This window comes from Tissierella pigra (assembly GCF_018917845.1).
Taxonomy (GTDB): domain Bacteria; phylum Bacillota; class Clostridia; order Tissierellales; family Tissierellaceae; genus Tissierella; species Tissierella pigra.
Genome location: NZ_JAHLPJ010000002.1, coordinates 32,848 through 47,770, shown reverse-complemented (window position 1 = coordinate 47,770; position 14,923 = coordinate 32,848). Strand labels below are relative to the sequence as shown.

General features: G+C 28.1%; 16 protein-coding genes. 4 read left to right on the top strand and 12 right to left on the bottom strand.

Going from position 1 to position 14,923, the window contains the following annotated elements; all coding sequences use genetic code 11:
• The 3 genes from KQI41_RS18805 to KQI41_RS18795 form a co-directional block, all read left to right on the top strand.
• A partial coding sequence (locus KQI41_RS18805; RefSeq protein WP_216586046.1) for a hypothetical protein occupies positions 1 to 524 on the top strand: 524 nt, incomplete at its 5' end.
• Positions 525 to 647: 123 nt separating this feature from the next.
• Entirely contained in the window at positions 648 to 1,220 is a 573-nt protein-coding gene (locus KQI41_RS18800; RefSeq protein ID WP_154440815.1) for a hypothetical protein, read from the top strand.
• Positions 1,221 to 1,298: 78 nt separating this feature from the next.
• Entirely contained in the window at positions 1,299 to 1,517 is a 219-nt protein-coding gene (locus tag KQI41_RS18795) for a transposon-transfer assisting family protein (RefSeq protein WP_154440816.1), read from the top strand.
• Positions 1,518 to 1,625: 108 nt separating this feature from the next.
• Here the strand turns inward: KQI41_RS18795 and KQI41_RS18790 are convergent, their stop codons facing one another.
• From KQI41_RS18790 to KQI41_RS18770, 5 genes are all read right to left on the bottom strand, one after another.
• Positions 1,626 to 2,546 (bottom strand): hypothetical protein, encoded by a 921-nt coding sequence (locus tag KQI41_RS18790; protein ID WP_216586045.1) that lies wholly within the window; start codon positions 2,544 to 2,546, stop codon positions 1,626 to 1,628.
• 404 nt (positions 2,547 to 2,950) lie between these two features.
• On the bottom strand, positions 2,951 to 3,844 hold the full coding sequence (locus tag KQI41_RS18785) for a nucleotidyl transferase AbiEii/AbiGii toxin family protein (RefSeq protein ID WP_154440761.1): 894 nt from the start codon (positions 3,842 to 3,844) through the stop codon (positions 2,951 to 2,953).
• Positions 3,844 to 4,452: a type IV toxin-antitoxin system AbiEi family antitoxin domain-containing protein gene (locus KQI41_RS18780; protein ID WP_154440762.1), complete on the bottom strand. Its 609-nt coding sequence runs from the start codon at positions 4,450 to 4,452 to the stop codon at positions 3,844 to 3,846. Before KQI41_RS18780 ends, KQI41_RS18785 begins: the two co-directional genes overlap by 1 nt.
• Positions 4,453 to 4,697: 245 nt before the next feature.
• Complete coding sequence (locus tag KQI41_RS19015; protein WP_154440763.1) at positions 4,698 to 5,453, bottom strand: YecA family protein; 756 nt, start codon at positions 5,451 to 5,453, stop codon at positions 4,698 to 4,700.
• 148 nt (positions 5,454 to 5,601) lie between these two features.
• Complete coding sequence (locus tag KQI41_RS18770; RefSeq protein WP_216586044.1) at positions 5,602 to 6,195, bottom strand: type IV toxin-antitoxin system AbiEi family antitoxin domain-containing protein; 594 nt, start codon at positions 6,193 to 6,195, stop codon at positions 5,602 to 5,604.
• A gap of 236 nt (positions 6,196 to 6,431) precedes the next feature.
• Here KQI41_RS18770 and KQI41_RS18765 point away from each other — a divergent pair, with 236 nt between their 5' ends.
• Positions 6,432 to 7,052: a recombinase family protein gene (locus KQI41_RS18765; protein ID WP_216586043.1), complete on the top strand. Its 621-nt coding sequence runs from the start codon at positions 6,432 to 6,434 to the stop codon at positions 7,050 to 7,052.
• Between the two features lie 62 nt (positions 7,053 to 7,114).
• On the opposite strand, the gene KQI41_RS18760 is transcribed toward KQI41_RS18765, so the two are convergent.
• The 7 genes from KQI41_RS18760 to KQI41_RS18730 form a co-directional block, all read right to left on the bottom strand.
• A complete protein-coding gene (locus tag KQI41_RS18760) occupies positions 7,115 to 7,762 on the bottom strand; it encodes a DUF2290 domain-containing protein (RefSeq protein WP_216586042.1) in 648 nt (215 codons plus the stop codon).
• The gene (locus KQI41_RS18755) at positions 7,759 to 9,789 is read right to left on the bottom strand and encodes a DEAD/DEAH box helicase (protein WP_216586041.1); all 2,031 of its coding nucleotides are present in this window, start codon (positions 9,787 to 9,789) and stop codon (positions 7,759 to 7,761) included. The genes KQI41_RS18760 and KQI41_RS18755 overlap by 4 nt, the downstream gene beginning before the upstream one ends.
• A 181-nt stretch (positions 9,790 to 9,970) precedes the next feature.
• Positions 9,971 to 11,323, bottom strand: a complete 1,353-nt coding sequence (locus KQI41_RS18750; RefSeq protein ID WP_216586040.1) for a hypothetical protein — start codon at positions 11,321 to 11,323, stop codon at positions 9,971 to 9,973.
• Between the two features lie 54 nt (positions 11,324 to 11,377).
• Positions 11,378 to 12,550, bottom strand: coding sequence for a restriction endonuclease subunit S (locus tag KQI41_RS18745; RefSeq protein ID WP_216586039.1), 1,173 nt, complete (start codon positions 12,548 to 12,550; stop codon positions 11,378 to 11,380).
• Positions 12,551 to 12,562: 12 nt separating this feature from the next.
• Complete coding sequence (locus KQI41_RS18740; RefSeq protein WP_216586038.1) at positions 12,563 to 12,745, bottom strand: hypothetical protein; 183 nt, start codon at positions 12,743 to 12,745, stop codon at positions 12,563 to 12,565.
• 11 nt (positions 12,746 to 12,756) lie between these two features.
• The gene (locus KQI41_RS18735) at positions 12,757 to 14,310 is read right to left on the bottom strand and encodes a type I restriction-modification system subunit M (RefSeq protein WP_216586037.1); all 1,554 of its coding nucleotides are present in this window, start codon (positions 14,308 to 14,310) and stop codon (positions 12,757 to 12,759) included.
• Complete coding sequence (locus tag KQI41_RS18730) at positions 14,300 to 14,854, bottom strand: restriction endonuclease subunit S (protein ID WP_216586036.1); 555 nt, start codon at positions 14,852 to 14,854, stop codon at positions 14,300 to 14,302. The genes KQI41_RS18735 and KQI41_RS18730 overlap by 11 nt, the downstream gene beginning before the upstream one ends.
• Positions 14,855 to 14,923 lie beyond the last annotated feature (69 nt).

Sequence of the window (14,923 nt, the reverse complement as noted above, 5' to 3'; positions counted from 1 at the left end):
TTTCAGGGTGTAAATCAATTTTTCATGTTGAATTAGAAGACCATATTAATCCAAATGACAATGAAGTAACAAATAACGGCCTAAATATTGAGAATGTACCTACTGAACAATTTCCTATTGAATTGGACTTAGTTAGTGGAGAATACCGTGCAATTTGGAAGGAAGGTTATAAATATGACACTCCAATATTGCTAAATAACTTAAATGATTTAGAAGAGTTCCTTAGTAATCATCCTGCACAATCAGCAGATCAAGATATATTACAACAGAATTACGATGATGATTTTTTTAAGGAAAGTGTTGTATATGGTTATGTTAAAAGCGAAGGGAGTGGCTCAGTTAAGCTTATTGTGAATAGAGCCGAACTTAAAGAAGATATATTAAAACTCTTCATGGAACGCACAGTTCCTGAAGAGGGTACTGACGATATGGCAACTCGAATATGTCTATTTGGAATTAATAGGGGTGATATTAAAAACGTAAATGCGGTAGAAGGGATAATATTAGATGTGTCATCTAAATAGATGGAAATAGAATACTGCATATTCTTAATAAACTATGCAACTAAATAATACAATAATTTTATAATCTTAATGTTTTGTAATTATAAAATTAAAACTTATTATAATAGGAGGGTGATAAATTCAATGTTTAAGAAATTTAAAGCATCTACTTTATTATTGATAATTTTATTATTCTTATTAACTGCTTGTTCTGGTGGCAATGATAATATTAGTAATGAAAAAGAAGAAGATCAGAGTATTCCTTTATTAAAAGATACAGTCGTAGAAGCAGGTGATTTCTCTTTTAAAGTATTAGAATATTATTTAATCAAATCGGAAAATGATGCTATAAAAGATTCTGTAAATATATATGAAAAAATCAATAATACTACAGTTGACAGTACCCAATTGGGATTCGATATTGGATTTCAGGGATCAAAAGCTGAGGTTAGTAAAAGAGATAGTTATCTATTATTAACACTTGATTATAATCCTGATAAGAATGAAATATTACAGCGTGATTCAGTTATTCCTAAAATGAATATTAAGGCAGTAGATAATGAAGATGATAATGTAATTCTATTACATAACTCCATGGATAATAAATATATTCAGGTAGAAAACCCTATAGGTGTTCTTGTATTTAAAATATTTGGAGATGCAGAAGAAGTCAATTTTAAATTTAATGGTGAAAAATATTTACTTAAATTAAAATAAATTGATTAAATTACATTAATATCAATTATGATAATATCATAATTGATACCCCCTTGAAAATTGAAAGGAAGTGTGATTATGTTTACCGTTGAAGAAATAACTTTATTAGATTCTTATAGAAAAACAAGCCTAAAAGAAACTATTGAAGAAATTAAGTCTAATTATAAGTACCAGGATGATAAGGAAATTATAAATTTAATTGACGGTCTACTTTTAAAACTTAAAAGAATATCTGAAAATGACTATGAGAATATTGACTTTTCACTTTCCTTACTTGATGAGGTTGACTTTGAATAATTCTCAGTTTTTACGGAAAAAATGAGGCTCTATTTTGCCTTTTAACAGACTTTTGAAGGTATGGTAATGCTATTGTATCGGCATTATTTAAAGAAAAAGAAGATGAATTTACTCATCTTCTTTTTTTGCAGTGTTGCTTCTTACTATTTGTAATTCAACTTGTAATGTAGTAAGTTTTTCATTTAATTCTTGAATTTTGGTATTGTATTCATCTTTTATTATATCTATTTCTTTTCTATGTTCATTATTAAGAGAATCTAATTCCTTTTTATACTCATTATTAATAGCCTTTATTTCAAGTGCTTTTTCCTTCTCTTTTTCATTGATTATATCTTGAATCTTAGAATTTAATTCTTTTATTTCAAGTGACTTTTCTGAACTTTCCTTTTCCAATCTATCATTAATGATTTCTCTATGCTTTAATTCGTTTTCTATATTTATCTTCTCATTAATAACTTCGTTGTTCTTGGCTATTAGTTCCTTATTTTCTCTAGCAAGTTCTCTATTCTCTATTCTTATTTCTTCCAGTTCTTTTATTTTATCTTCCAGGCTTTTAATAGTTCTTTCCTTATCTAAAAAGCTATTTTCTATCATTCTGGCTCTTTCGGATATTTCTTCATTCTCTTTTATCAAGTTCTCTTTTTCAATATTAATAATATCTATTTCTGTTTTAAAGCTTTCTGTTTCTACCTTAAGGGTAGTTTTTAATTCTAAGATATTAGCTTCTAGATCCTTTATTTTTTTAGTGGCCATGGCCTGATGATCTTCGGACCTTTTAAATATAGATAGGTAAATATCCTTTAGTCTTTGAGTATGTTGGTCTATAAGTTTAAGTTCTTCCCTTGTAGCTAATTTTATATTGTCCTCTGTAACAAGTACCTTTTCAGCTGCATCTATAACTGTTGCTAAGATGTCTCCCCTTGTTAAGGTGTTATCCGTTTCCCTTATTCTAGCTTCTAATTTATCAAATGCGTTAGATACTTCTTCGTTTGTCTTAAAAGATAGAGTTTTTGCTTGATTTTCAAACATTTTTAGCCCTCCTTTTTTAAGGTTTACTATATTAGTAATAGTTTACTATAGTATATTATAGTTTACATTGATATTACAACGGTTTACTATTGTATACATATATTATAATCTATTATATTAGCATAAGCAATAGAAATTTGAAAAATTTATTGATTTTTCAAGAAGGAATTCTAATAAAATAGTCTTTCTTTCTTTAAAAACGGCAAAAAAATAGCACTAAGGTTTTATCCTTAATGCTATCCCAATGATTTATTTCAGATATAAATATTCTATCCAAATTGTGGTTTTCATTTAAATCCATCGTAAACTACATAGAATACTGTTATTTGAAACAGCAATATATTTCTACGCTTAATAGACACACAATGGTTGCCTATTATCTTTTATTATGCAAATAATAAAATTTAAATGTACCTTAATTCCTTAAAGTCCCAAGTTTTATTATATTGTTCTTTATCTTCTATTGACCTGCAAATTGGAAGTGTAAGCTCAAGTATAATATCTATTACCTTATTAAATTCTATAGATATTTTTATTTCTTTTTCTATAAATCTATTCCACATATTATTTAGATTTTCACGTTCCTTAAACTTATTTACTTCATGGATGTTTTTTATAAAATCTAAGTGTCTTCTGTTTTTAAAAGTATTATGTATGGCTTCTCTTAAGATATTACCATCAAAATTTTTAGAAATAGCCAAATAATATATATCATAATAGTCCTTCATTCTACTTGATGCTTCCATCAAATATAGTATTGCATCTAACTTTTCTGCTACTATTGTTTCCATAGAATAAGCTCTTATTTCTGGTTCTTCAAAACCTTCTATAATAGTTTCTAATTTAATAATTTTTGACCCTGGAATTATTACATCCCCTACACCTAAATCTACAAAAATCGGAGTTTTGGAGCGTCCTATTGACCCAATTAATTTTATTCTTAATCCATGATAATCATTTTGTTCTGTAATCCTTTCCATACCCATAAATTCAAATATAATAGAATTATTATTATCTATTTCTAGAATTTCTTTAATTGTATTTTTGACACTTTCTTCTTCGTTGGATAGATGTTTCATTAAATAATCAGAATCCATTGTAGCTCTTGTATCTCCTGCCCCTAAAGAAAATAATAGAAATCCACCTTTTAATATAAACTTGTCCCTATATTCTGATTTACCAAGTCTCCTGGAAAATTCTTCTTGCAGGAAAAGGGTAATCATTTGTTGACTTGGTATATCTCTTTTTATCGATTCATTTTTTAACTTTGCCAGTATACTTGCTGGATTATTATTCACTAAAACCACACTCCTATATAAGTCTCCACTAACCCTAATACATTTAGTTCCCTAGCATATTTATATAGATTATTAAGATTTTTATCATTATCTTGAATGTATTTTCTTATAGCAGAATTAAATACTTCTTTATCTATTTTATTCCTATGTTTTATAATATCACATATAGTTTTATCTTTATCATATATTTTAGTAATCACCTTATTTTTATGGTTTTCTTCATCTAGATAAGTCTCTATTTCCATAACTCCTATATCTAAAATGCTCTCATCTATAAAATGTGCCTTTATCTTAGGATATTCAAGATTATATTTATTTCTATTCATATTTCTACCAACAGCTATCTTCCATTCATTAGGGATTCTTTCAGTATATTCATGAAGTAACAGTGCACTTTCTAAATATATAATAGCTTCAGGAAAAGATGATGATATTATTTCATAATCATATATATGGATCTCATTATAAATATAATTTCCTCTACTTACCCTGCTTATTTTATTTTCTGAAAGAAGTCTATCAATCATATAATTGGAAATGCCATATTCATTTAATTTAGCAGTTGTCAAAACTACACTATTATTAAATATATCTTTTAATATATCCATGATTCATCATCTCCTTTTTTAATTAACGGTACACACATAGTTGTGTTTGTGTACCATTAATTAAAATTAGTATACCATAATTCTTATTATTTTAATAGCTAATTTTACTATTCTCATTTTTAGAAAGTATATTCATTAATATCTAAATTGGGTAAAAAATAGCACTAAGGTTTTTATCCCTAATGCTATTTAATCACTTATTTTTAGATAAATTTATAAGCGAGCCCTCTTATGATTATAATCAATTATAATTGATTATAGTCTTTCCCTAAACAGCACTTCTTATATTTTTTACCGCTACCACAAGGGCAAGGGTCGTTCCTACCAATTTTCTGCCTGGTATTTATATCTCTAGCATTGCTAGTATTAAAATCAAATGGCTTATCTGGAAGTGGTCTTAAGTGAATTTTCTCAAACCTTTCAAATATTTCATGAGGTGTGAATCCATTATTTTCCCATATCCTAATGTTATTGGAGAGATCTATTATAAGTTGCGTAACTTCATTAACCTGTTCTAAATCACAGAAACTAATACCTCTATCATTGAAGGTTTCTAAAATAGTCTGTATGCCTGCTCCAAATTGACATCTACCCTGAATGTCCTCACATAGCCATTCAGCCTTCTCATCATCATTTCTAAAAAAGTTTTTCTTTACATAATTTAAAAGAGCGGTGTATTCATTAGTTCTTTCAAAATAAGCTTCATCAAGATAATTTAGAAGTTCATTTTTATTTGGAACATAATATGGTTTATCACCTTTTTTAATCAACAACAAATCAAAGTCATCACTTTCTAGAATCGTTTCATGTACAAAATAGTCTTGATGAGGGTAAATAAATGCAGTTTCTAACTCTTCTGGTGGGCTGGTTAAAAGTTCCTCTATATCAGATAGATTAACTTGGACCTTATTCTGGCTATTATAAACTTCTAAAACCTTATCCTTATAGACCATTCCATAAAGGTTTGATAAGGCGATTATATACTGTGTTAATTGGCTCATTTCATCACTCCGTTCATTTATTTCCCTAAACTAAAATATTCCAATGATTTCATTATAAAACTTCTCCTGCATCTCATATAAAATATGTAATGTTTTATTTTTTAAATTTTTCATTCCAAATAATTTATTTTCCTTTTTGTAACTACACTCATAGTAGAACCTCCGTATAAGTCTGAATAATATTTTCGATTTTTAATTCTTTGGCATATTTCATTAGTTTATTCAAATCTTTATCTTTTCTGGAAAAATACCTTTTAAGTGAATCACTTATAATAGTTGTATCTATTTTATTTCTAGCCCTTAGAATATCACAAATTGTTCTTTCCATGTCATAGGTCCTAACTTCATTTCCAAATACAGTTTCTTTAGTAATTATACCTAAGCCAAACCATTCTTTTTTTATACTATAAACCCTAAAACCTTCTTCTTTTAGTTTAGATGAATTATATCCTTGAGGAACTGTAACAACATAATGTAGAGGGTCTCTATCTGTTAAATCATGAAGATATAGGGCTGTTTCATGGGAATAAATCATTTTTTCTCTTTTTAGTTGATTAATATAGAGCATATCTTCCCATGCATCAGGGCTTATATATACACCATGGCTAACTCTTTCTATTTCTCCTGTCTTAACCAGGCTGTTTAGGTATTCACGATGAATACCCTTTTCTTCAACTAAATTTGTAGTTATAATGCCATCATATTTATTTATAATATCTTTTAATTTATTTTTAGGAAACATAATATCACCCCTTGACTTTCATACCTTAATTATACCTTAATATAGTATCAATGTCAAAACAAGATTTTTATTTAGCATATATTATTACTTCTATAATGTCTTTTTTGAGTGTACCCTATTGAGTACACTCATTTTTTATAAAAACATATGGTTTTCTATGCCTTTTTAAGTTATAATCTTATTAAAAGTGTACTCTAAATCTAATCCACCCAAAAAGGACACCAGGAGGTTTTAAGATGATATTTGGATATATAAGAGTTTCTTCCAAGGACCAAAATCCCCAAAGACAAATTGAAGCTTTAAAAGAATATGAAAAGAATTTAAAGGATGAAAATATCTTTATTGATAAGCAGTCTGGGAAAGACTTTAATAGGGATTATTATTTAGACCTTAAAAAAATTCTTCGTGAAGGAGATACTTTAATAATTAAAGAACTTGATCGACTTGGAAGAAATAAGGAAATGATAAAGGATGAACTAACCTGGATGAATGAAAAGGGGGTTAGGACTAAAATTCTAGATATTCCTACTACATTAATAGAACTCCCTGAAGATAATTCCTGGGTTATTAAGATGGTAAATAATATTCTTATTGAGGTCTTAGGATCTATTGCTGAAGAGGAAAGAATTAAAATAAGACAAAGGCAGAAGGAAGGAATAGCCATAGCTAAAAAAGAAGGGAAATACAAGGGAAGGAAACCTTCAGAGCTACCAAAAAACTTCCCCAGTCTTTATAATAGATGGAAGGAAGGATCTATTACAGCAGTGGAATTTACTAAATTATTGGGTTATAAAAGTAGAAATACTACCTATAAGAAGATAAGGCAGTATGAAGAAAATCAAAGCAAGTATCTATAGGTTCTAAACACTTATAGATACTTGCTTTTAATGGAATATTAATTTAATTCTATATATATTAACTAGCTATTAAAGGCTAGACAAAACAATCTTTGTTCATCCTCTTCCAGGAGCAAACGCCTTGTATTATCATGAAATAATTTATCTGTATATACTTTATCTGACTTGGAATGATAAACATACATGCAAATAATATATATAAAGTCAAAGGGATATATAATATGAGAAAGAGGAAATCGAATTTCATTTCTTGGATTATTATCGGAACGATTATTCAATCCAATATGCATATGGTTCTTTACATGAATTATTTTTTTATATCCCAAATCATCAAAATCAATTCTTAAATAATCCATATAACTATCTAATAATAACCCTCTTGTTTCTTCATCAAATTCATAATCATCTATATTTATGTCTATATCCACAGAGGGGATATAAGAAAGATTATATTTTTTAATTTCTCCATAATCATTAAACTCATAATAAAAGCAAATTATTGACTCATCTGCGAATAGGATATTATAATATTTTGAATTAATGATCTCTTTATATCTATCAATATAATTGCTCATAGTAAATTTACTAGTTTTTATTCCAATAATATTATTAGATATTGTTGGATAATTATAATAGTTGATCTCAGGCAAATAATTTGAAATTAAGCAAAAATCATCAAATTGTTTCATTATAACTTCTCTTTCGGTCAATATTTGCCACCCCTTTTTTGGCCTACCTTTTTCAATAATTCCTTTAATACATCATCTGGTAAGGTTTTAAGTAAGTCCGTAGCTATTGATATTGTCTTATCAATTCTTTCTTCATCATCACCTATCTTTTTAATATACTTCCTCTGTTCTTCATTTGGATAATTAAATTTTAACATATAATTATTTTTTTGCACTTGATCTAATTCATGCGAATATTCATCCATGTTTTTGCCATAAAGCCAAACTTGCCACTTTGCCCTAGTCATAGCAGTAAAAATTTTATTTCTAGCATTACTATTTCTAGATGATAGGGATATTGAATTGCAATTAAGAATAAATACTAAATTAGCTTCATTTCCCTTCGCCCTATAAATTGTAGTATATGGAATAGCATTATCGATGCTCACACGAACTGGGTTGTTTTTATCAACTAAATTTATCCTTATATCCTCTTTAATATCATCCCTTTGAAGTAGTTCATTACTAAAAATCGTAAAAAAGTTACTATGGTTTGTAGGTAAATATGATTCATCAAGGTCTATTATCATTATATCTTTAGGTAATATATCCTGATTTTTAATTAAATCCAAAATTCTCTTAGATACTGAAGTATATTGTTCTCTCTCATCTTCAAAAGATTCAGGTGGATTTATCGTAATATTACTTTTAGCTTCATTTCTTTTTAATATAACTTGTTTTCCGTCAATAAATTCTCCAGAAAGATTTTCATACCCTACATCTACCATTGTCTTTTCATCTACTAAATTGACTAATGGGTGATCTAAATCATCCTCTATTTGCCTATAAATTCCTAATCCTATAGCATGTGCAGATGTCAATATTTCAACAGGGGTCCTATAGCATTTCTTTAAGTTAATATCCATACATAAGTTAATATCTGAAAATATTTCTTGTTTAGAAGGAATTTTCGTAGTTTCTTTTAGGGATTGTAATTCATCATATGCATACACTAAAAAGCCTGTATTAATTTTATTTTTTGTTAAATCTGGTTCTTTAAGTAGTTTAAGACATAACTTAAAAAAGTTAATCCCAAAATCTTGTGCTTCATCAATAAAAATAAAATCATAATATCCCTCGTAGTTAATTTCATTTAAATGTGTTATAAGATCTGAACATACATATTCAAAAGGATCCTTTCCATTAGACAAAATAGTTGCTTGGTTATAATTTATAAAATCCCTATCAACTCTTTCACAAATATCAGAGTAAAAACCTCTACGTTGTTTTCCTCCCCAACTATGAAATATATTGACTTTACTCATATCAGGAGCATTGTAACGATCATAATCCTTGTAAAACTGTTTAAACTTTTCAGTTACATCTTGCTTTAATGATGTTGTATAAAACACAAAAGCTAGATTTAAATTTGGATGAGTGTAGTGGAGAAATGCTAATTTCTTTAACATTAAAATAGTCTTTCCACTTCCTGCTAATCCCCTAATCCTCTGATGTTGGTTAATGTTAGAATGAACCATATTAAATTGCGTACTATCATAATTACCAATAAATGTATTTCTTTCTTTTAAAATAGCACCTAGTGAATCTGTTGAATTCAATATTCTTTTATCTTCACTTGTTAGGTTAAACGCTTTTTGGATAGCCCTATTTATTTTTTTGATTTCTGTTTCTGTAAAAGCTTCTTCAAAATTTCGTATCTCCTCAGCTTTTTCTCTATCAAAATCTAATATTTTAATTTGGGAAACGTAATTATTATAATTAGAAAATATTCTAAATAATGAACTATCGCTTGCTAGATGTTCGAGTAATATTGAACCATAAATATTAATTTCTTGTTCATGTTCGTATAATAGTATTATTTTTCCTTTTGTAATGATTATTCCCTTAACATAATCTTTATTTTCCTTTTCATCTATAACAGGATAGCCATAATATATATAAAAATCAATATCTAATTCTTCCAAAACTTCTATTATATCTAATATCTTTTCAGACACAGGTTCACTTAAAAAATCTAAGCTTCCATATTTATTATTCATATTAAACATAAAATCACCCCTTATATTTTTATATACTTTTATATCTATTCCTAATACTTATATCTATGTTATTATTTCACTTTCCTTAAACCATTGCTATTTCTGTACACTGGTCACTACTTTCAGTTAAATGGTAGAATCTTAAAGGAATTATAAATGTTAATTTGCTATAATTTATAAATATAATGCTCTATCCAAAACTAACTCCTTTATCTCTTGTATCTATTATATAATCATAATCTTTCTTCGATATAGGATTCATGCATAAATCTAATACATAATTATAAAATTTATCTCTAGTTGATTCTGTGTTTATAAATAAATCCTGGGTAAACTCCTTAATTAATGAATTAATTTCTAGTTCATAATAAAATTTTGTTTCTTTATTATATACATAAAAACTATCATACTCGTGATAAATACCATCTTCTAGCTTAAACTCTGTATTCCTTATTAAATCAAATAATTCATATAGAGCATTCTCGATTGAATTTTCACCATAAATTTTACTAATATTTATTAACCCTACAAAATCAACACTATCACCTTCATCACCTGTAATAAAGTTATAGTAGTTAAAGCAAAACTCATTATGGTTACAAAATAACTTTATCCTATTTTTCTTCTTGTATGAGTATATATATCCTAGACCCTTATTAAATCCAACTCCATCTACAGAACAATTAAATCCTTTCAATTCCTTATTAATTGCACCTACTAAAGATTTACAGAGTTCCTCATCATTAATTCTAAATAATGTTCTATGCCTAATTAATCCGTCTTCCTCTAGCATTTCAATAAGTTCCCATTCCCTTGATGATTTTAATCTATTAATTAATGCTCTACTTGGAATTAATAAATTCCCCTTATTTTTTTCAATATAATCCTCTATCTTTTTAATTTCTACCTTTTTATTTTTAAGAATTGTGTCTAGGCTTTCAACTATCTTATTACGCCTTTTAACTGAAGTTTTAGTATCCAGATATTCTTCTAGAAGTTTTTTAGCTTTAGCACCCTCAGAAATATATTTCTTTGACACTTCTTTTTTAATAAGGATAGTTTGTTTTTCTAAGAAATAATCCCAGTCATTTATCTCTCTTTCTATTCCTGCATATATATCATTCAATGTTTCAAGTCTTTTAATCCTCTTGCTTTGTTCAAGTAATTTTTCAATCTCTACATCTTTTTTTATTCCAAAGTGCTTAACGCATTCTGTTCCTATCTTTAACTTTTTACCAGTAAAGTTATTTTCTATTATACATATATTTTTAATTGGTCTTTGACTACATAATTCGCATTGCATAGTATTTCCTTCAAAATACTCTACACTATTCATATCAACAGTCCACTCTTCAGTAGCTTGTTTAAGAACTTTTGGATAAATATTTTGAAAAAATAATATAGTTTCATTATCTAATTCATTTAATCTTCTGTCATCCCAATTTGGTGTTTTATCAATAAATTTTTTTAAAACAAGATAGTCTTCAATAATCTTACTTCCAGTCAATATATTCCTATCTCGTTTTGTTATTAATTTAGCCAATATATACACCCCTTATCTTTTATATATTATCACAAATAACTTTAAAGGTACTTCTTATATAAACATCTTCTGCATAAATCCTTTTTTAATTTCCTTCAATTCTTCTAACTTATGCTGATGAAGGGTGATAAGGTTGTCTAAGTTGTTAAAATACTCACCAATTTTAATCTGCTCCTCATTATTTGGAATCAAAATATAAGCTTCTTTGATGTCAGTTGAATTAATTGACTCAAATGTTGAACCTGTACTTAAATTTGTCCAATATCCATTTTCCTTCATTCTAGTTAGTAAATGAAAAATAAATTCATTACCTTTTATTCCAGCAACTCCACGCCCTAAAACTACGTTGTAATCTGTTTTTCCAACATCACCAACTGGTGCTCTGACACTCAAAATCAGGTCGTTTTTTTCAGCTCGTTTTGTAACCTGTGTGGTCCATACACGAGGTAAAACTCGTCCATTTTTCATATCTGCGTTACCTTGGACAAGAATATGATCATTAGGATTATCTGTATAGTTTTCGGATTTCGGAGATTGTCCCATTGTAATTTCTGCTACTTCTCCCAACTTACGCTGTTCCCAAGGGTCAGTGAATCCTTTAAATCTTAACTCAGGAATATTTTCCCCCTTTTTAGGGAAAAGTTTCTGCATCATACCTCTTTTATAATCTTCTATACTAGCTATTTTTTCTTCTTGTTTTTCTATTTTTTTATCTATTAAATTGAAAAAGTTGGCTAACTTTTTCTGCTCTTCTATCGAAGGGATCGAGACTTTGCATGAATAAAATAATTCTATATTTAGATTCCTCCTTACAACACTAGCTCCTTGCTCTGATGATTGTAAATATTGATACATCATATAAGGTGTTTTAATAATATGTTTAATAAAGTATGGATAATAATTTTTCTTTATATCGTATATTTTATATGATGGAGATACTATTCCAATATCAATACTATCATTAAAATTAATATTTCCCATCCATAAATTCTGTGGGCTAAAAACTATCTGTTCTTTTTCTAATATTTTATATCCACTTTTGTCATCACTAGCAATATTCCTATTAAAATAATCTTTTTGATAGTATAACCCATTAGTAGTCGATGAAATTACCTCATAGTCACCATCTTTACATTTTACATTTCTTTCAATTAATACATCCCCCAGGTTCTTATCTTCCCACTCCCCACTAAACTCTGGAAACCTTAATTCTGGTATTTTTTTCATCTATATCCCCCCTCATTCTATCATTCCTATTAAGTGATCGTACTGTGTAGGAGTTATTTCTTCATCTTCATATGCTTCATATATCCTACCTTCTATTTCCTCTATATCAACATTAGTTCCATCTTCTATATATAAATTAATAAGTGAAAGAAGTTCCTTGAACTTTTTATTATCAATACTTTGATATACACTCATTCAAATACCCCCTATATACCTAATTCCTTATAGTACCTCTTAAGTTCTTCATCTATCGCTTCTATTTCTTTATCAATCTCTATAAGTCTACTCTTTACTAATCCTATATCTATTGGCTCCTCTTCTTCAAAGGTATCTACATATCTTGGAATATTTAAGTTGTAGCCATTTTCCTTTATCTCTTCTAATGTTGCATTATGTGAATATTTGTCTATTTCTTCTCTTTTATTATAGGTATCTATTATCTTTTCTACATCTTCATCCCTTAGCCTGTTTTGATTTCTATCTTTTTCAAATTCCTGGGATGCATCTATAAATAACACTGATTCATCTTCTCTTCTACATTTTTTAAATACTAATATACAAGTAGGTATACTTGTACCAAAGAATATATTAGCAGGTAGCCCTATTACTGCATCTAAATAGTTCTTCTCTTCTATTAAATACTTTCTTATAACTTCTTCTGCTGCTCCCCTAAATAATACTCCATGTGGAAGTACTACTGCCATAGTACCACTATCAGAAAGATGATGAATCATATGTTGCACAAAGGCATAATCAGCTTTTGACTTTGGTGCAAGTCTTCCATAGGCACTAAACCTTTCATCTTGTAAGAAACTATTATCCGAACTCCACTGAGCACTATAGGGTGGGTTTGCGACTACTGCATCAAATTCCATACCCATATGTTCTGGCTCTTCTAATGTATCTCCATTTCTAATTTCAAAATTAGTGTAAGGAACATCATGTAATAACATATTCATTCGAGCCAAATTGTAAGTTGTTGCATTAAGTTCTTGTCCATAGAATTTACCTACTTTAGCTTCTTTTGATACTCTTAATAAAAGTGAACCTGAACCACAAGTAGGGTCATATACATTTTTAAGTTCTTTTTTATCTGATGCTACTATTTTAGCAAGTATTGTACTTACTTGTTGTGGTGTATAAAATTCTCCAGCCTTTTTACCTGCTGTTGCTGCAAATTGACCTATTAAATATTCGTAGGCATCTCCTAGTAGATCTATTTCCACATCATCTAGTAGAAAAGGAATTTCACTTACACTTGCTAATATTTTAGCCATAAGCTTTGATCTTGTCTTTACATCTCTACCTAATTTTGATGAAGAAAGGTCCATATCATCAAATAAATGTTCAAATTCCTCTTGGGATTCCTGTCCTAATGTAGATTCTGTTACTTCTTGGATAGCTTTTGTAAGTAATTCTGTATCAAATTTACCATTTTCACCTTTTTTAATTTCCTTTATCATATTTGAAAATAGGTATTCTGGTTTTATTAAATATCCTCTTTGCTTTATAATTTCTTCTTTAAGGGCTTCCTTATACTCTTCATCTTTCCATGCTTCTTCATAGGATATATTATCTTCTTCTAATAAACTTTCTACCCTTTGCTCTACTTTCTCTGATAAATATCTATAAAATATAATTCCAAGAATATAGTTCTTAAATTCATTGGCATCCATCTGACCCCTTAAGGTATTGGCCATATCCCATAATTTTTTATGAAGTTCTTCCTGTTGTATCCTATGTTTCTCGTTATTTGTCATATCTTATTCCCTCCTGGTTTATATATATTAACATATCTTTTAATAACTTTTCCTTTTCTTCAAAAAGGTTTCTGCTCTGTTTAATCATTTTACTTACATTCCCTATCTTTTCTTGTACTTTTATTGGTGGAAGATTTATTTTTATTTCTCTAAATGATTGAATAGGAATAGTTTGGATTATGCTTCCTTGCTTTATAATCTGTAAGTTTTTATAAAAATCCCTATCATCATTTAAATACCATTCTAAATAATATGGGTTTATATATCTTTGTGGTTCCAGTACTATAAATGTTGAAGGAATAACCATACCTTCTTCACCATCTTGTATAATTGATGCCCTATGGGAGGTTAAATTTAAAAGAACAATATCCCCTTTTGTAAAGGGTATTTCTGCTCTTAGATTTTCATCCTTTGGTATATCTATATAATTCTCTTCGCTATCTACAAAAGAATATATCAAACATTTTTCTGTTTCTCCCTTATGGTTTTTAATTCTGGATAGAGTGATTCCTTGATATATATTAGCTATATCTGCTATCTTCATGCTAGACCTCCTTTGCTATTATTTATAATAACAAACTCATTATAGCAAAATAATAACAGGTCGTCAATG

What these genes read in the sequence shown, in the direction of transcription:
- KQI41_RS18800 (WP_154440815.1), top strand. Translation starts at nt 648, where the DNA reads ATGTTTAAGAAATTTAAAGCATCTACTTTATTATTGATAATTTTATTA.
- KQI41_RS18795 (WP_154440816.1), top strand. Translation starts at nt 1,299, where the DNA reads ATGTTTACCGTTGAAGAAATAACTTTATTAGATTCTTATAGAAAAACA.
- KQI41_RS18790 (WP_216586045.1), bottom strand. Translation starts at nt 2,546, where the DNA reads ATGTTTGAAAATCAAGCAAAAACTCTATCTTTTAAGACAAACGAAGAA.
- KQI41_RS18780 (WP_154440762.1), bottom strand. Translation starts at nt 4,452, where the DNA reads ATGGATATATTAAAAGATATATTTAATAATAGTGTAGTTTTGACAACT.
- KQI41_RS19015 (WP_154440763.1), bottom strand. Translation starts at nt 5,453, where the DNA reads ATGAGCCAATTAACACAGTATATAATCGCCTTATCAAACCTTTATGGA.
- KQI41_RS18770 (WP_216586044.1), bottom strand. Translation starts at nt 6,195, where the DNA reads ATGTTTCCTAAAAATAAATTAAAAGATATTATAAATAAATATGATGGC.
- KQI41_RS18765 (WP_216586043.1), top strand. Translation starts at nt 6,432, where the DNA reads ATGATATTTGGATATATAAGAGTTTCTTCCAAGGACCAAAATCCCCAA.
- KQI41_RS18755 (WP_216586041.1), bottom strand. Translation starts at nt 9,789, where the DNA reads ATGTTTAATATGAATAATAAATATGGAAGCTTAGATTTTTTAAGTGAA.
- KQI41_RS18745 (WP_216586039.1), bottom strand. Translation starts at nt 12,550, where the DNA reads ATGAAAAAAATACCAGAATTAAGGTTTCCAGAGTTTAGTGGGGAGTGG.
- KQI41_RS18740 (WP_216586038.1), bottom strand. Translation starts at nt 12,745, where the DNA reads ATGAGTGTATATCAAAGTATTGATAATAAAAAGTTCAAGGAACTTCTT.
- KQI41_RS18735 (WP_216586037.1), bottom strand. Translation starts at nt 14,310, where the DNA reads ATGACAAATAACGAGAAACATAGGATACAACAGGAAGAACTTCATAAA.
- KQI41_RS18730 (WP_216586036.1), bottom strand. Translation starts at nt 14,854, where the DNA reads ATGAAGATAGCAGATATAGCTAATATATATCAAGGAATCACTCTATCC.